Below are 17,030 nucleotides of genomic sequence, written 5' to 3'. Positions count from 1 at the left end.
GTTATATGGAAGGCTTAACGCTATCAGATGTAATTGAATCGATCCATGGTCACTGGATCGGACGGGATGATCCCTCTGATATTGTACCAACAGGGGTCAGTATTGATACGCGAACACTCAAAACGGGTGAAATTTTCTTTGCATTGCCCGGCGAACAGGTCGATGGTCACCAATTTTTGGACGCTGCATTTGATAGGGGAGCCTGTGCTGCAGTAGTCACCCGATCTGGAGCGCGGGAATCGCGGCGTGCACTGATCGATGTCGATGCACCCGATTTAGCCCTGGGCGATCTGGCGCGGTTTTATCGCAGGCGTTTCGACATTCCCGTTATTGGCATCACGGGTAGCAGTGGCAAAACCACGACTAAAGATATGGTCACTGCTGTTTTGAGCACGCGGTATCGAGTCCTGGCAACACAGGGAAATCTCAACAACAGACTAGGGGTACCGCTCACCTTATTTAACCTGTCGCCCCATTGTGACGTTGCAGTTATTGAAATGGGCATTAGCGAACGCGGTGGCATGCGCTATCTGTGCGAAATTGCGCAACCGACCATCGGCATGATAACCAATATCGGACCAGCACATATCGAGTTTTTCGGCTCTGTAGAGGGTGTGGCAAAAGCCAAAGGGGAACTTCTGGAATATCTAGACGAGTCTTCTATGACTATCTTGAATCTCGATGACCTGTTTTTGTCCAAGGAGAGAGCAAAAGTTAAGGGGAGACTCCTGGGCATTGGCATCGAACAGATATGTCAGTTTCGTGGGGAGGGACTCAAACTGGATCAGAAGGGCTTTGGTCATTTCTCTCTACAGGGCCATTCTTTTCACCTGTCAATTCCGGGCAAGCACAATGTGTATAACGCGCTGATGGCCGCAACGGCAGGATGGGCTCTCGACGTGTCCCTACGAGATGCGGCAAAAGCACTTGAAAATTTTACGCTGACCGAATTGAGAAGTCAGGTACTGGAACACAATGGGATTCGCATGATCAACGACACGTACAACGCCAACCCCGCGTCGATGCGGGCAGCTCTTGAGACCCTATCGCAAATTGAGGTGGATGGTCGGCGGATTGCGGTAGTGGGCGATATGCGCGAATTAGGAGCAATGACCTACGACGCACACCGGGAATTGGGGCGCGAAGTGGGCAATCGGCAAATTGACGCACTTTTCGCGCTGGGCGATCTGGCGCCAGTAGTCGTTGAAGGGGGACGCGAAGCAGGCATAGATCAGGCGTGGGCTTATACAGACCGGGATGCGTTAACCGGGGCATTGCAGGCTTATTTGAAACCCGGAGACTTGATGCTCATCAAGGGATCGCGCGGCATTGCAATGGAAAGAATCGTTACAGCACTGGGGTTTGAAATGTAGGGCGAGGGGAACCCCCTCACCTCTTACTTCTTACCTTCTTTATGACACTGACAAACGAACAAAGATATGATCGAACCTGGATTCTGTTGCTGCTCATTGTAGTTATGCTGGTGGGCTTTGGTACAGTAATGGTGTATAGTTCCAGTTCTGGATTGGCACAACTGCGATTTGACGACGGCAATTTTTTTCTCAACCGCTGGGCCATTCGCATGGCCATCAGTTTGGTTGTGATGGTTCTGCTGATTCACATAGACTATCGCGTCTGGCGCAAACAGGCGCGTTTGATGCTGGCGATAGCTTTTGGTTTTTTGCTCGTAGTGCTCATCCTCAAGCTATTTGGCATTGGCAAGGTGCGAGGGGCATATCGCTGGATACCATTGCCAGGTGGGCAATTTCAACCCGCCGACATGATGCGCGTGGTGCTGGTGCTTTACCTGGCCGATTCCCTGACGCGCCGCCAGGATGTAATTGAAAATTTCAAATCGGGCTATTTGCCACATGCCGTGATCATCGGCACGGCCATGGTGATGATTTTGATGCAACCCGATCTGGGTACGGCAATGGCGATTGGGCTGACCTGTGCATTGATGCTCTTTCTGGGCGGTGTGCGGTTGCGTCATCTCATTGCCACGGGTGCCGCGCTTTTGCCTTTTTTGTACGTGATTGTTTTTGTTTTAGGGTATCGCCGCGAGCGCGTAATGACGTTTATATTTCCCAGCGACGATGTGCAAAATACGGGCTATCACCTCGCGCAATCTCTTCTCGCCCTGGGCAGTGGTGGATTTTGGGGTACGGGCCTGGGACAGGGCCAGCAAAAATATTTCTTTTTACCTGAGCCTCATACTGATTTTGTATTTAGCATTGTAGGTGAAGAACTCGGTTTGTGGGGCACCATGCTCGTTTTAATTTTATTTTTAATTTTTGGGAGGTGCGGCTTTCGCATTGCCCGCATAGCCCCCGATACCTTTGGATTTCTATTCGCTTCTGGCATTACTATTTCGATTCTGATTTATGCTCTGATCAACATGGGTATGGCTACCGGATTGCTGCCTGTCACGGGACTACCCCTTCCCTTTATCAGCTACGGTGGTTCATCCTTGATGTTTACACTCTCCGCGACAGGTGTGCTCATTGGCATTGGACGGGCGAGTACTCGACACAGAACCCGTCACTCACCTGCTACATCGCAAACCATTCCCCGGCACGCGATGTATAAACGACATCACCTCATCATTCCCCGACGTTGAACGATTTCAAAATGGTCTCATTCGACGCTGGAACCCGAGTGCATTTTATCGGCATCGGCGGCATAAGCATGAGCGCGCTGGCCGAATTGCTCACCGCACGCGGATGCCTCATCTCGGGTTCTGACCAGCAGGATTCACCGCTCATCCGGCGTTTGGTCCAACTCGGCATTCCCGTGCGAATTGGACATGCGCGCGATGCCATTGCTGGAGCCGACTGCGTCGTTTACACATCGGCGACGGATTCAGAGAATCCTGAAAGAAAAGCCGCGCGTGAAAAAGGCGTTCCCCTGTTGCGCCGCGCCGAATTGCTCGGTCAACTTGTGAATCCACATCCCGCGATATGCGTGGCGGGCACACACGGCAAGACCACCACAACTGCAATGATCGCGACCATGCTCATCGCCGCTGGCCATGATCCAACCGCTCTTGTAGGGGGTGTGATTTCTGGCTGGAAAACCGCGTTGCACATAGGCAATGGCGCGCTCTGGGTGGTAGAAGCCGACGAATACGATCGCTCTTTTTTGACATTAAAACCCCAAATTGCCGTGGTGACGGCGCTGGAAGCCGATCACCTCGACTGCTACGAAGATATGAACGACATTCGCGCGACTTTTGAACAATTTGTCAATACCCTGCCCAACGATGGCTGCGCTGTGTTGTGTGCCGACTCTCCCGAGATACGCATGCTCAATCTCGATAGGCGATACAAAAAAATGACCTTTGGTTTGACAGATGGCGACCTTCGCGCAACAAGTATTGAACAAGACGGTTTTGGGATGGCTTTTGACGTATTTGAAAAAAATAGGCGGTTGGGGCGTACGCGCCTTCAAGTGCCGGGCAAACACAATGTGACTAATGCTCTGTCAGCACTTGGGGTTGGCAAGTACATCGGTCTCAAGTGGGAAGAAATTTGTGGTGGTATCGAAGCATTTCGAGGTGTTCATCGCCGATTTGAAATGCTCGGCGAAGCGCGGGGTATCGCGGTGGTTGATGATTACGCCCATCACCCCACAGAAATCGCCGCCACACTTCAGGCTGCGCGGGCGGGATGGCGTGGCCGCCTTGTAGTCGCTTTTCAACCGCATTTGTACACCCGGACGCGCGATTTCGCACCCGATTTTGCCCGAGTGTTACAACGGGCCGATCGCGTGTGGATCACCGATATTTATCCCGCAAGGGAAGAACCTATTGCGGGCGTTGACGGAAAGTGGCTTGCCGATCAGATTTCCGGCGCTAATTACGCACCTGCACTAAATGATTTAAAAGCGGCATTATTAAGCGACTTGCGTGCTGGAGATCTGCTACTGGTTATGGGTGCTGGAGATATTGAAACCGTTGCCCGCGATATTTACCAAATGCTTAGAGAAATATAAGGCAATGTACGATGCACGACGCGATTTGCTCGAGAGAGAGATTCAAAGCCAATGCCGGGGAAAGCTCAAGCGCGATGAATCCCTCGCCAAACACACGACATTTGGGTTGGGTGGTACAGCAGACCTCTTCTTTTCCCCAGCCGATCTCAGCGATTTGGCCATTGCAGTACCCCTGATCAAAGATGCCGGACTTCCGATTTTTCCGCTGGGCGGAGGAACAAATACCCTCGTGCGCGACAGCGGATTCCACGGACTGGTCATTTCACTGACAACGGGCGCGCGACGCATTGAGATTGGGGATGATGAGGGCGTCATACAGGCCGGTGCGAGCACTCAGGTGGTATCTCGACAATGCCAGCGAGCCGGCAAAACAGGATTGGAATTTGGGTGTGGGATTCCCGGCACCATCGGCGGCGCAATATGGGGCAATGCCGGCGCCTGGGGCGGTGAAACAATGGATCGGATGAACTGGTTGCGCGGTATTGATCTCAGAACGGGTCGGGAAATTTATCTCGAGCAATCCGACATTTCTTTTGGATATCGATACACAGACTTGCCTGCTGGTCTGCTCATTGTCGAAGCCGGGTTCCGACTTGCAGAAGGCGATCCCAAAACTATTGCCGCCGAGATGGATCGCATGTTGTCAGAGCGCAAGAGCACGCAACCGCTGTCAAACCGCAGTTCAGGGTGCATTTTTAAGAATCCACCTGGTTATTCTGCAGGAGCACTCATCGACAGTGCTGGATGCAAGGGGATGTCGATAGGAGCGGTGAAAGTTTCGGATGTACACGCCAATTTTATGGTCAACCTCGGTGGGCATTCCACCGAAGATGTACTCGCGTTGATCGCGCGGGTTCAAAAACGCGTTTTTCAGGTTCACAAAATTGAATTGGAGACAGAAGTAAGAATATTGGGTGAGTAATGAATTTTTCTCAGGAGGATTTTATGTCTGAGTATAAACCAATCTACATATCTCACAGGTCTAAAAATATACAGGAGGCGGTAAACACGATCCTGTACACAGCGCCTGCACCGCAGAAGCGGCCCCGAAAACTCGCGCGCTGGGTAATTGTTATGACACTGATGAGCCTGCTGGGTGTGGGCATCCAAAATGCCTATTCATCGCTGACAGATTCAGATTTCTTTCTCATGACACATATTCGGGTTCTCGGCAACGCTCTGATATCTGAAGCTGAAGTAATAGCCCTTTCGCAATTGCAGGTGGGCACAAATCTTTTTGCCTGTGATATAACATCTGTAACAGAACGCGTGGCACAACACCCGATGGTCAAAAAGGTGTTGCTGCACAGAGAACCACCGGAAACACTCGTCATTAGCATTGAGGAACGCCAGCCTGTTGGGCTGTTGAACACGCCTAATGGTTTGATGGGGCTGGATGAGTCTGGCAAAATTTTCCCTCTGTCTCCTGCTGCGCAGGTGGATTTGCCCATTCTGACAGGTGTTGATTTGCAACGAGATAAGGATGGCTCCTGGGCAAGTGCTCTGGCGAAATTTGTGACGGAATTGCAAATCCACACACCGGCGTTTTGGCGTGAAATTTCAGAAATTTGCACGGACAGTCCCCATTCTGCTACGGTTTATCTGGTGGCTGATGATCTGGCCCTCAGAATGCGTTTTGAAAATCCCGATAAGCAGATTCGGAATTTTCGCGCCTACACTCAGGCCACATCTGGACTTGGCACAGACCTCGCGTATATTGACCTGCGCTATAGAGATCAAGTCGTTGTGGGTAGGCGGCAGTAGTTCATCAGTGAAAGGGACCCACACGATGGATCGAATTGTTGGACTCGACATTGGCTCCACCAAGATCTGTGCTGTTGTAGCTGAAGTGGAAGATGACGGCACGCCCAAAATTACGGGCCTGGGCAGTAGCCCTTCTCAGGGCCTCAAGCGCGGTGTGGTGATCAATGTGGAAAAGACCGTACAATCTATCCGTGCAGCTATAGAAGAAGCGCAGAAAATGTCGGGCACGCGCATCGGTGCTGTTTATGCGGGCATTGCCGGAGATCATATTCGCAGCGTGAACACGCGAGCGGTTGTGGCCGTTTCGGGACCGGACAATGAGATTACGGCCAATGATGAAGAACGCGCAATTGAAGCAGCCAAAGCAGTATCTATTCCCATGGATCGAGAAATTGTTCATGTGCTGCCGCAGTCTTTTGTAGTTGACGATCAGCCCGGTATTAAAGACCCCATTGGCATGTCGGGTGTGAGACTCGAAGTCGATGTACATATTGTAACCGGCGCCGTAACTTCAGCGCAGAATATCTGCAAAAGTATCCGTCGTGCAGGTGTAGAGGTGGTGGACCTCGTGCTCGAACCCATTGCTTCGAGTTATGCGGTATTAACACCTGACGAAGAGGAAATGGGCGTGGCACTGGTCGATGTAGGAGGTGGCACGACCGATCTCGCGGTGTTTTACGATGGTGCTATTCGCCATACAGCCGTTGTGGGATTGGGAGGGGCAAATGTGACAAACGATATGGCTATTGGTTTGCGCACGCCCTGGAAACAAGCCGAAACCATGAAACGAGAAAACGGCTGTGCATTGCAATCGCTGGTCAGGCCCAACGATATGGTCGAAGTGCCGGGTGTTGCCGGACGACCTTCTCGCACGGTGTCCCGGACAAAAATGGCCGCGATTATTGAGGCGCGCATGGAAGAAATTTTTGGACACATAAATCAGGAGATTCGCCGCACCGACTATGCCGACTTACTGGGAGCGGGCATCGTGCTCACAGGTGGGGGTTCAATGCTCCAGGGTTGTGCTGAACTGGCCAAAGAAATTTTTGACTCGCCCGTGACTATTGGCAAACCCCGAGGAATAGTGGGACGGGCCAATGCCGTGAGCGAACCGCTCTATGCCACCGCTGTTGGGCTGGTGCAATTTGGGCTATTTCACCAAAATGGCAATTTTATATCCGATGACGGCGTTTTTCACAATTCAATTTTTGGTCGTATGAAAAACTGGATTCAGAACTTTTTTTAAGGAGATGCATCTTTACTAACGTTGTGCTCTAAATAGTTAATAGCCAATCAATTTCTACCGTGTTTAAACAGGGGGTTCTCATGGTAACTTTTTCAATTGTCGACGCCGATAGCCAGGCCAAAATCCGGGTCGTAGGCGTCGGAGGGTCAGGTGGTAATGCGATCAATCGCATGATTGTGTCGGGATTGCAGGGCGTTGAGTTTATCGCCATCAATACCGACGAACAAGATCTCAAACTTTCACAGGCGCCTAATTGCATTCAAATTGGGCGCAATATCACAAAGGGATTGGGCGCAGGTGCCAATCCCGAAATTGGCGCAGAGGCCATTGAAGAAAATCGCGACGAGGTCGCCGAAGCATTGGCCGGATCCGATATGGTTTTTGTGACCGCAGGCATGGGGGGCGGCACGGGCACGGGTGCAGCGCCCACCGTCGCCGAAATTGCTCGCGATGCAGGTGCGCTCACTGTGGGCATTGTGAGCCTGCCTTTCAGAATGGAAGGCATGCCGCGCATGCGCAATGCTCAAACGGGTATTGATTCCTTGAAAAGATCTGCGGATACAGTGATTATTATTCCCAATCAGCGGCTTTTGGAAATCAGTTCAGAAGACACAACGCTTACAGAGGCGTTTCTCATCGCCGATGATATCTTGTTGCAGGCCACGCGGGGTATTTCCGATTTGATCACCATACCCGGCGAGGTGAATCTCGACTTTAATGACGTGCGTACGGTAATGCAAGCCGGCGGCGATGCGCTGATGGGTACAGCCGAAGCTTCTGGCGAAAATCGAGCGATTACAGCAGCTGAAAAAGCATTGAATAGCCCATTGCTCGACAATGTATCTGTTGCAGGCGCTCAGGGAGTGCTGGTGAATATTTCAGCCAGCAGTGAACTGAAGCTGTTTGAAATGGATAAAGCTGTGAATCTCATAACCGATGCCGTGGGTCACGAAGCCAATATTATATGGGGTACGGTGCTCGATGATAACCTCGGGGACGAAATGCGCGTCACAGTTATTGCCACGGGCTTTAATACCGACTCACCGCAGAAGCTCAATGAGCCCAATATAGGCATTTCTTACTCGAAATTTACACCCGAGCCTACTGTTAGCACAGATATTCCAGCCTTTATACGCAAAATCGAATCTGAGAATACTGAGCTTGATACAGAGGAAGAACCCGAGAAAAAACTCGAGGAAAAACCCGAAGAAAAGCCCGAAGAAAAACCCAAAATCGACACCATATCCCTGAACGATCTACAATACCCTACGTTTCTTCGCAGACAAAAGGAAGGATGAAGGTAAGACGTGAGACGTAAGACGCAAGACGTAAGCTCCCCCTTGCGTCTCCCCCAAAAACAGGCATATCTCTACGCAATTTCTGCTGTTTTTCTGTGGTCAACGGCGGCCACTGCATTTAAATTATCTCTACGCGTTTTAGACCCCATTCAACTTTTGTTCTACGCTGTCCTTGCGTCGTCCATTGTTCTGGGCCTGATTATAGTGGCTCAGGGCAAATGGTCGGCGGTTTTTTTATGTACGCGACGGCAGTATTTGCAATCGCTCGGATTGGGGTTGCTCAATCCATGTGCCTACTATCTGGTATTGCTGCGCGCTTATGACCTGCTGCCCGCTCAGGAAGCACAACCTCTGAATTACACCTGGGCAATAGCACTGGCCCTGTTGTCCATTCCCCTTTTAAAACAAAAATTGACCCTGTGGGATGTAATCGGCGGGACGGTGAGTTATGCGGGGGTATTTGTAATTTCTACTCGAGGCGATATAATGGAATTTAGATTTTCCAATCCCCTGGGAGTGGGACTGGCTCTTTTCAGCAGCTTTTTGTGGGCACTGTACTGGATCTTCAACAAACGGGACACGCGAGACCCGGTTGTGGGAATGTTTTTGAATTTTGTTTTCGCATTGCCTTTTGTGCTGATAATCTGCATCGCATTTTCAGATATGCGGATCAATATACAGGGATTAGGCGGCGCTATTTACGTCGGCTTATTTGAAATGGGCATCACATTTGTCCTCTGGTTGTCGGCGATGAAGCTTACCGATCACACGGCGCGAATCGGAAATTTGATTTTTTTATCCCCATTCTTATCGCTCTTCTTTATCCACTTTTTGGTGGGAGAAGATATATTGCCCTCCACTTACGTCGGGCTGACGTTGATCATCGCGGGCTTGATTGTACAGCAAAAAAAGCCCGAAAGCGTTGCTTGAACCACTTTACACACGACACATTTGGCATTAGTTTAGCCCGATTCCACAAATAATTGCTTAAGGAGGGTTTATGTCTCAATGTCCGAATATCCTGATTTTGCACAGTGACGAACACAGCTTTCGCTTTTTGTCGGCGCGCAACCGCGACCAGGGTGGTGAACCCTGCCACACACCCACATTGGATGGTTTAATCGCACAGGGCGTCAATTTTGATGCGGCTTATTGTCAGATGCCGCTGTGTACACCAAGCCGCATTTCAATGCTTACAGGGCGGCACGCACATCGGTGTGGCGCGTGGACCAATGGGTCGATCTTAGATCCCGATTTGCCAACTTTTGGCAGTCATTTTCAGGCCAATGGGTATGAAACAGCGGTCGTGGGCAAAACGCATTTGGGCGGATCTTTGCAACACGCCGGATTTGGCGCGCGGCCCTATGGCGACTTCGGTGGCCCCTGTTCCCATCAGCCCGACCCATTGCACAAAACAGGAGATGGTTTGCGGACGCGCACAGTTGATGCGGGAATCAGCGAGGTACCCGAATCGCTCTTACAAGAAAATATGATCGCACGCGAATCGCTTGCGTGGCTGCGCGAACATCGCCATGCCAATCCCGACAAGCCCTGGCTGGTCTATACATCATTTAGCCGCCCGCACTTCCCGCTAACCGCGCCAAAGCGGTTTTTCGACCGCTATTATCCCGAAGGGGTAACGCCACCCTGGGTACGCCGCACCGGCGATAGTGCCGACCATCCGATGACAGTGGGCGCAATCAAGGGATTTCGGACCGAAGAGATTGCCGAAGATGAAATGATGAAAGCGCGCGCAGCTTATTTTGCAGCGGTCGATTTTCTGGACGAAATTCTGGGCGATTTTCTAACTTTGCTCGACCGCGATGGATTTTTGGATAACACCGTCATTGTATATACATCCGATCACGGAGAACTGGTGGGCGAACACGGGATATGGTGGAAAAATACATGGCACGAAGCCGCTGCCCATGTGCCTTTTATCTTTTCGCTTCCCGAACACCGCAACGGCAGCCTGAACGCGCGGGAAATACGCACACCCGTAAGCCTCGCCGACCTCTTTCCCACATTTTGTGGATTGGCGGGTTTAAATTGTCCAGATGGGGTGGATGGGGTGGATTTGACGAATGTATTAAAAGGAGAAACGAGTACCGCACTCGATAACCGCGCAGGCGTGATTACCGAATCGCCAAATCCGCGCTGGGGCAAAGGCACGGAGTTCAGGATGATACGCTCCAAAAAGTATAAATATATCGCGTTTCGAGATTGTGAAGACCTCGCCTTTGATATGGAAACCGATCCCGACGAGCAACGCAATTTGCTAAAACACGATCCCGACAATGCCGACTTAAAAGCGTTGCGAGAAGCGGTACTGGATGGATTTAACTTTGACGAAGTAGAAGCCCTGCGCGAAAAGCAAACCGCTGAATTGCGCGCCAAATATCCAGCGCGGGTTAAAATGCACACCCCCAATCAAATTCTGCGGGGCGACGGCAAATTGGTCGAAGTCGATACACCTCTATACGCCCCCAAAGTGATCAGCGACGATCTCTCACGAGACTTTGACGATTATCCCGGTCAATAGAATAGTTAAACGTTATTTTTTGGGAGGTTGCAATGACAGCTTTTTCCCGCGTTTGTGAAACACCACCTGCTTCGCCTGATAAGATACAAGAATACTTCTCATATAAGTTGCGATGCGAGACCGATCCATTTGATGTGAATGCGGATCTGGAAAATGGAATCGATAGTTTTGAGTTTATTGATGTGCGCAGTAAAGAAGACTATCTCAACGGTCACGCTGCTGGGGCTATTCACATTGATCACAATGATATGACCGAAGCGCGAATGGCCGAGTTTCCCAAAGACCGATTGCTCGTGGTGTACTGCTGGGGACCGGGGTGTAACGGAGCGACAAAAGCCGCTGTGAAATTGAGTGCCTTAGGGTTTTCCGTAAAAGAAATGATCGGCGGGATTACCTATTGGAAAGAGGAAGGATATCCAGTAATATCAGGCGTTTAGGACATGGCCTGAGCTTGTATAAGCAAGTGGTCAAAGATGCGATCGAAGGTCGTATTGGGCATTTTTTCGGGGTGAAATTGCACACCGATAATGCGGCCATCTGGCGTTTCGATGCCCTCTATAACTCGATCTTCACTGCGGGCACTTATATTGAGTTCACTCCCAACCGTCTCGAGTCCTTGCAGGTGAAAGCTATTGGTCGTACATTCGGTTTTGCCCAGAATGGACGAGAGATGGGAATTGGGATTGAGCGAAACCGGGTGATAAACGGAATCTTCTGTGCGCCTGGGTGAATGCGGATCGACATCGCATTGTATTTGAATATCGGCATAGATCGTGCCGCCAAATTGAGCATTGATAAATTGCATGCCATAGCAAATGCCTAAAACGGGCATCTGTTTTTTTTGCGCGTATTCAAAAGCGCGAATATCATTTTCATAGCGCGTGGGCGCAACCGCGGGCAGGTCTTTGGGCAGCTTGCCAACCAGACCTTGCGTAATACCGGGGCCGCCAGTAATAATCAGGCCATTGAGCAAGGCAAACAGCGGTGCGAGCGTTTCCTGTTCCTCTGTCATAGGCAGAATAAGAGGACAACCACCCGCGCGTTCCACCGCAATCACATACTCGTGATTGAGCGATTGCTGTTTACTCTTAGAAAGAAAGCTGGTCGTAATACCGATTATCGGACGTGGCATTTTAAAAATTGGATAGAATTGGCAACGCTTTTTGCTTGATGAATGCACAAATATGTGACATCATGGAATGAAGAACAAGGTTAAAATAAAAAACTTGAACAGGAGACGGAAATGGACGCTGGAGACAGAGTGGCTGTTGAAGCCGCATGGAAGAACGGCGTGGGCGTCTTGCACAACTTGCTCTCGCAAGATGAACTGGATGCAATCCGCCGGGAGTTAGAACAGGCGTACCTGGATATGGATATGGGACCGGGTGAACCTGGCAGCCGGGACAGTCTGCGAAATGAACCGCTATTAAATTATCCCGCTCTGGGCAGATTATTTTCCCATCCCCGCATTCTGGGAATCGTATCGGCAATTCTGGATGAGCCGCGGCCTTTTCTCTTGCAAATGAAAACCAACCGGTACACACCAGAACACAAAGGCGTGGGACGGCATTCAGACGGCAACCCGACGGAACTCGCCGCGCCTTTTCAGTGGCTGTCAACAATGATTTATCTGGACGATATCGACGTCAATTCCGGAGCGTTGACCCACGTGCCGGGCACGCATCTGTACCATTTTGCATCTGCGTGCGACCCGGGCCGAATACTGCCCACAAAGGAAGATATTCAGGAAGGTGACTACATCCCAATCGAACTGAAAGCAGGTAGCGTCGTCTTTCGCGTACCAGAGGTCTGGCACGGCGTAGTGCCCATCCACCGATTGCGGCGATATATCACTGGTTTGTACACATCTCGAAAAAAGGGAAATGCGCCGATCAAAGAGCGGATACAAGGGGTTCGAAAAAGCCGAAAGCAAATCCCGGAGACATCCATACCCGAACACGCCAGGAAATACTGGCGGTATTGATCAGTGGATCAACCCAAAAAGCGATCCAGCACATTCTTTGTAATCGCTGAAATAGACTCATCCACCGGCAGCGAACTGGGATAATTGATCGACCCTACCGAAAACACCTCTCCCCCGCTCTCGGTGCGGTGATATACGATCTCCGCGCCCCCTTCATCGGGGTTTAAGCCTTTGGCCAGCAGTTGTGCGTTTTTTGGCGAACTCTCTGTCATCTTATCCGTTTCGTGTCCAGATGCACCGCCCGGACACCGCATATGCAGACACTTCTCTCCAAAAATATCTCCCGTCTCCAGGCCAGTCCCTTCAAAGAAATCGTGCGCCCCATCCACCACCCGATAAGGCGCGCCAGTCATAATACCCGTCTCCGAACAGGTTACACCCAGCAGATTCGCCTCTGACTCGTGAAACAGATGGAATCGACTCTCCAATCCCAACTTCTGTAGATGGCTAAACCCCCCGCCTTTATCTCCATTTCGCACTACCATCGTATATTCGTCCGTAAACACCACCTCGCAATTCAGACCATTCCCCCCCAGATACATCAGCTTGCCGCCCCGCTCAAACACCCAGGACTTCAGCTTGTAGTACATATCCGCAGACCAATACTCCGGATGCGTGCTGATGATCAAAACCCGGTAATCGTCCAAATTCAATACCCCGGAATGGAACTGCGTATCCGCATAAAAATCGTATCCATATCCCTCCCGCTCCAACCACCCCAGCAACCGCCACTCCGCTGGGGCGACATGGCAGTTGGACCGCCCCTCAATCGGATCAGTAATCCGCTCATCCTCTGCAATAAAATTGATCGGTTCAGGTCGGTCGAACGACAGCGATGCATATTCCTTTGAAGTAAAAAGCAAATGCCTGGGGTCCGTATATCTCTTGAGATCCATTCGCGCATTCACGGTGGGTCTGCGCGGAAATTTATCAGCGTGGATGTAATTGCTACGCCCCCCAAAATTATTATACGCATTCCAGTTTATATTCGAAGCCAGCACTGCAACGTCGGTACTCGGATTTGCCGGTGCGACAATCCACGGAAACGAAAAAAACACACCCGACTCCGTTTTGGCGTGCAAATAATACAAGCCCGACCGTTCGGGTGCTGTTATATATTGCTTGTGTGTCGGGCTGGTATAACCCTGTGCATTCCATTGAATACCGGTCTGCGTATAATCCCCATCCGGCGTAATTTGCATCGTCGCCCGGGGGCCGTGTTCATCGTACCATCCAATTGGACACACCAACTCTTTTTGCCATCCATACCGCCACAGCGACAGCTTGTACGCCTCCACTGCGTGTACCCTGAACTCTGACGGCTGCCCGGACTGTACCCACTTTGGCCACATATATCCCAGCAGCCCATCGGTCAACAGCCGGAACTGATAGGGAGCCTTAGTCGGTATCTCAAGCGGTACTGTCTTAAAGCCATAACCCGGCTTGTAAAGAGTCACTCTATACTTGCCAGAAGGCAAATCCGCATAAACCGCTCCGGTCGCTCGCGAACGCGCCTCAAATGACCCCGCCTCGCCTTCAAACTCCAGCAGCACCTCTGGCACTGCCACATATCGTTCATCGCTCACATATCCAATCAGCATATTGTTCCCTTTTTACGCCAGAATGGTCAGACTTCGATCTTCGAGCGGTAATTCCATCTTCTCTCCACCGCGACGATGCGATTCTCGCAACGCAATGGCAATTTCCAGCGCTTCTCGTCCAAACTCTCCCGGACAAAGCGGCTCTGTGCCCTCATTTAGATTCTCGACAAGTCCTTCAATAGCGGCCTGTTGTGAACTGCGAGGTCTTTTGGGATTGGGAAATTGTCGTCGAATCGGTTCTCTCGTCTCGTGATGCCTGGTCCACATCTCAAAATCTGCGTGTTCATTCCGGGCACTTATCCATCCATCGCTTCCCACAAAGTCAATATTCAACCATCCTCCGGTACTCAGAAATCCGCGGATGCCATTCTCGTATCGAATCATCCCTGTTCCTGAAAGATCGCTGTCGCCGCGGGCCTCTTCATCACTATTCATATTCCCAAATACCCACCTGGCAGGTGTCCCGGCAAAAAGACGAAACAGAGCCAGCGTATGGCTGTGACCGCGTGAGAGCCGCCAGCCATAATTGCAGATCATCGAAGAGAAATTCCCAATCATGCCGCTTCGGATTGAATTTAGACATGCGTGGAACCACGGACTCCAATTTTTGTGACAGGCAATAGCGAGCATAACCCCATTCTTCCGACACACATCGATCATCGCGTCTGCTTCCGCCAGACTACGGCATATCGGCTTGGTTGCATAAATCGCCTTAACACCTGCCTCCGCCACCCCTGTGACGACCTCTGCACGTTCCTCTGCCCGTGTCGTCACACTGACGATATCTGGCTTCTCTTTGGCGATCATCTCGCGGTAATCGGTATAAAGTGCCGTTACGCCCCATCGACTTTTGAAATCGTCCAGTTGCTCCACGTAAAGATCCGAAGCTGCAATCAGATCAATCCCCTTCGCTTCGATCATCGCGGGCGCATGTGCCCAGGGATATCGAAACTGGGGCCTATTTACGTGCTCATCATCAATAGTACTGCCAATCCGCCCACATCCAATAACAGCTCCCCGATAAGATCCCATGTTGTGCTCCTTCCATCACGTCAATCCCCCACGCGCTCAAAATAGAAAAACCGCCCATCGTACGTCCCTACAAACAAGCCCCCTTCTACTACACAGGGAGGTGCTGTAATTGGAGACCCGAACGCCGCACGTCCCCGGCATTCGCCGGAAGCGGCATCTAAAGCGTACAAGCACCCATCACATCCACAAACTAGAAGACAGTCATCAAAATTGACTGGCGCAGCTAAAATGCTCCGCACGCCTCTGCGATAGGGAACCATATCCAGCAGATCGCCTCCCGTCTGAAACCCCCACAGTAGCGCTCCGGAATTGAAATCAAAACAGAGGGCATCTCCCTCCGGTGTGGTGGCGTAGATCCGTCCATCCCGCACGAGCAGTCCGGTCGGGTAACTGGACTGGAGGATCGGCTTGTCCCACACAACCTCCCCCGAAATTGTCCGTAACGCGGTTAAATGCGACGAGTCTCCCCCACTTACCAGCAGGTTTTCGGACACAATCGGCGTTGGATATGGATACTCAACCCCTATCTGCTGTTCCCACACCACATCCCCGCTTTGCCGGTCCAATGCCATCAGCCCCCGCCGCGGCACGAGCAGGAAAAGCAGGTCCTCATAAACCTGGGGACTTGCGTAACACGCCCAGTTATCGCTGTCTTCAACAGGTACATACCATTGTTGCTCTCCCGTCTTTAGATCAAAAGCCGCGTAACCGGCCTTCGCCCCTGCGTACAATATCCCATCTGCAATAACCGGAGACGTGTAAACCCAGCGGTCGGGATACCCGGGCAGATTCGCATGCCACAGCAGGCGGCCCGACGACGCCTCCAGCGCATGCACCCGCCCGGTAACTGACACAGCCGCGCAGATACCATCATCTACAGCCACACTGTTCTTCACCGTCGCATCCGTGCGTGCATGCCACGCCAGATCTCCGCTACCCACCTCAATACAACAGACCCCGTTGCGGGCAGGATAACCCTCGTCCCGCAGGCTCAACAGCAGGCGATCTCCTGTCTGCACGGGTGCTGCGCGGTGCAGTCCCCCCGGAAGTTGTTGCTCCCAGCGCAGGCGCAGCCCCATCTCGTCCAATGCAATCTCCACCGGCGTATCCTCGGAAAGTAGCGAGACGCCAGTGGGTTTGTGCGCGCAAAGGTCCACTTCCACCCCTTCCTCTCCGAACCGCGCGACGCGGTAGCCCCTCGGCGATGTATCGATCCCGCCAAAACAGAACGCCGGAGTTGCGGCCACAACCATCTCTTTGTAAGAGAACACCTTGCTGGAATGCCAGTGCCCGTGCAGTACCAAGCGGACATTATGTCGGCTCAACGCCTCCAAGAATGAAACCGGCGGAGGCGTGTGAATCACCACCACGATCTCCCGACCCGCAGGCTGTAGTGCCAAATCCGCCCAGAACCACACCTCCTTTCGCTCCTGGTCTGCCGGCGAAAAAAACGACTGCTCGTTGGGATAAAACACAAAGTGGCGCCCCCCCCAATCAAAGCTGTAATAAGAAGGGCCGAGCACCGCTTCGAAATTCCGGGTAAACGTATTGTCCGCTGAGCCCCCCTCGT

The 17,030-nt window shown here is 51.6% G+C and carries 15 protein-coding genes; 11 read left to right on the top strand and 4 right to left on the bottom strand.

Going from position 1 to position 17,030, the window contains the following annotated elements; translation table 11 throughout:
• Positions 1-5 precede the first annotated feature (5 nt).
• The 10 genes from OXG87_16810 (at position 6) to OXG87_16765 (ending at position 11,280) form a co-directional block, all read left to right on the top strand.
• Positions 6-1,373 (top strand): UDP-N-acetylmuramoyl-tripeptide--D-alanyl-D-alanine ligase, encoded by a 1,368-nt coding sequence (locus OXG87_16810; protein ID MCY3871213.1) that lies wholly within the window; start codon positions 6-8, stop codon positions 1,371-1,373.
• A 41-nt stretch (positions 1,374-1,414) separates the two neighbouring features.
• A complete protein-coding gene (ftsW, locus tag OXG87_16805) occupies positions 1,415-2,620 on the top strand; it encodes a putative lipid II flippase FtsW (GenBank protein MCY3871212.1) in 1,206 nt (401 codons plus the stop codon).
• Between the two features lie 11 nt (positions 2,621-2,631).
• Positions 2,632-3,993, top strand: a complete 1,362-nt coding sequence (gene murC / locus OXG87_16800) for a UDP-N-acetylmuramate--L-alanine ligase (protein ID MCY3871211.1) — start codon at positions 2,632-2,634, stop codon at positions 3,991-3,993.
• Between the two features lie 4 nt (positions 3,994-3,997).
• Entirely contained in the window at positions 3,998-4,915 is a 918-nt protein-coding gene (murB, locus tag OXG87_16795; protein MCY3871210.1) for a UDP-N-acetylmuramate dehydrogenase, read from the top strand.
• A 23-nt stretch (positions 4,916-4,938) separates the two neighbouring features.
• The gene (locus OXG87_16790; protein MCY3871209.1) at positions 4,939-5,757 is read left to right on the top strand and encodes an FtsQ-type POTRA domain-containing protein; all 819 of its coding nucleotides are present in this window, start codon (positions 4,939-4,941) and stop codon (positions 5,755-5,757) included.
• 25 nt (positions 5,758-5,782) lie between these two features.
• Positions 5,783-7,003, top strand: a complete 1,221-nt coding sequence (ftsA, locus tag OXG87_16785; protein MCY3871208.1) for a cell division protein FtsA — start codon at positions 5,783-5,785, stop codon at positions 7,001-7,003.
• A gap of 80 nt (positions 7,004-7,083) precedes the next feature.
• Positions 7,084-8,301 (top strand): cell division protein FtsZ, encoded by a 1,218-nt coding sequence (gene ftsZ / locus OXG87_16780; protein MCY3871207.1) that lies wholly within the window; start codon positions 7,084-7,086, stop codon positions 8,299-8,301.
• 9 nt (positions 8,302-8,310) lie between these two features.
• Complete coding sequence (locus tag OXG87_16775; GenBank protein MCY3871206.1) at positions 8,311-9,231, top strand: DMT family transporter; 921 nt, start codon at positions 8,311-8,313, stop codon at positions 9,229-9,231.
• A gap of 70 nt (positions 9,232-9,301) precedes the next feature.
• Positions 9,302-10,843 (top strand): sulfatase-like hydrolase/transferase, encoded by a 1,542-nt coding sequence (locus OXG87_16770; protein ID MCY3871205.1) that lies wholly within the window; start codon positions 9,302-9,304, stop codon positions 10,841-10,843.
• A gap of 32 nt (positions 10,844-10,875) precedes the next feature.
• The gene (locus OXG87_16765) at positions 10,876-11,280 is read left to right on the top strand and encodes a rhodanese-like domain-containing protein (protein MCY3871204.1); all 405 of its coding nucleotides are present in this window, start codon (positions 10,876-10,878) and stop codon (positions 11,278-11,280) included.
• Here OXG87_16765 and OXG87_16760 read toward each other — a convergent pair.
• Positions 11,277-11,975 (bottom strand): gamma-glutamyl-gamma-aminobutyrate hydrolase family protein, encoded by a 699-nt coding sequence (locus tag OXG87_16760; GenBank protein MCY3871203.1) that lies wholly within the window; start codon positions 11,973-11,975, stop codon positions 11,277-11,279. The genes OXG87_16765 and OXG87_16760 overlap by 4 nt on opposite strands.
• Before the next feature lie 111 nt (positions 11,976-12,086).
• Between OXG87_16760 and OXG87_16755 the strand changes: the two genes are divergently transcribed.
• Positions 12,087-12,827 (top strand): phytanoyl-CoA dioxygenase family protein, encoded by a 741-nt coding sequence (locus OXG87_16755; GenBank protein MCY3871202.1) that lies wholly within the window; start codon positions 12,087-12,089, stop codon positions 12,825-12,827.
• A gap of 8 nt (positions 12,828-12,835) precedes the next feature.
• On the opposite strand, the gene OXG87_16750 is transcribed toward OXG87_16755, so the two are convergent.
• The 3 genes from OXG87_16750 to OXG87_16740 form a co-directional block, all read right to left on the bottom strand.
• Positions 12,836-14,428: a carboxypeptidase regulatory-like domain-containing protein gene (locus tag OXG87_16750; protein ID MCY3871201.1), complete on the bottom strand. Its 1,593-nt coding sequence runs from the start codon at positions 14,426-14,428 to the stop codon at positions 12,836-12,838.
• 12 nt (positions 14,429-14,440) lie between these two features.
• Positions 14,441-15,460 carry a Gfo/Idh/MocA family oxidoreductase gene (locus tag OXG87_16745; protein MCY3871200.1) on the bottom strand — a complete coding sequence of 340 codons (1,020 nt, stop codon included), beginning with the start codon at positions 15,458-15,460 and terminating at the stop codon, positions 14,441-14,443.
• 20 nt (positions 15,461-15,480) lie between these two features.
• On the bottom strand, positions 15,481-17,030 hold a 1,550-nt coding region (locus OXG87_16740), incomplete at its 5' end, for a PQQ-binding-like beta-propeller repeat protein (protein MCY3871199.1).

This window comes from Gemmatimonadota bacterium (assembly GCA_026706845.1).
Classification (GTDB): domain Bacteria; phylum Latescibacterota; class UBA2968; order UBA2968; family UBA2968; genus VXRD01.
This window is presented reverse-complemented; position numbering and strand designations above follow the sequence as displayed.

Excerpts from the sequence above, each read along its gene's own strand:
- OXG87_16810 (MCY3871213.1), top strand. The coding sequence starts at position 6 with ATGGAAGGCTTAACGCTATCAGATGTAATTGAATCGATCCATGGTCAC.
- ftsW (MCY3871212.1), top strand. The coding sequence starts at position 1,415 with ATGACACTGACAAACGAACAAAGATATGATCGAACCTGGATTCTGTTG.
- murC (MCY3871211.1), top strand. The coding sequence starts at position 2,632 with ATGGTCTCATTCGACGCTGGAACCCGAGTGCATTTTATCGGCATCGGC.
- murB (MCY3871210.1), top strand. The coding sequence starts at position 3,998 with ATGTACGATGCACGACGCGATTTGCTCGAGAGAGAGATTCAAAGCCAA.
- OXG87_16790 (MCY3871209.1), top strand. The coding sequence starts at position 4,939 with ATGTCTGAGTATAAACCAATCTACATATCTCACAGGTCTAAAAATATA.
- ftsA (MCY3871208.1), top strand. The coding sequence starts at position 5,783 with ATGGATCGAATTGTTGGACTCGACATTGGCTCCACCAAGATCTGTGCT.
- ftsZ (MCY3871207.1), top strand. The coding sequence starts at position 7,084 with ATGGTAACTTTTTCAATTGTCGACGCCGATAGCCAGGCCAAAATCCGG.
- OXG87_16770 (MCY3871205.1), top strand. The coding sequence starts at position 9,302 with ATGTCTCAATGTCCGAATATCCTGATTTTGCACAGTGACGAACACAGC.
- OXG87_16765 (MCY3871204.1), top strand. The coding sequence starts at position 10,876 with ATGACAGCTTTTTCCCGCGTTTGTGAAACACCACCTGCTTCGCCTGAT.
- OXG87_16760 (MCY3871203.1), bottom strand. The coding sequence starts at position 11,975 with ATGCCACGTCCGATAATCGGTATTACGACCAGCTTTCTTTCTAAGAGT.
- OXG87_16755 (MCY3871202.1), top strand. The coding sequence starts at position 12,087 with ATGGACGCTGGAGACAGAGTGGCTGTTGAAGCCGCATGGAAGAACGGC.
- OXG87_16750 (MCY3871201.1), bottom strand. The coding sequence starts at position 14,428 with ATGCTGATTGGATATGTGAGCGATGAACGATATGTGGCAGTGCCAGAG.
- OXG87_16745 (MCY3871200.1), bottom strand. The coding sequence starts at position 15,460 with ATGGGATCTTATCGGGGAGCTGTTATTGGATGTGGGCGGATTGGCAGT.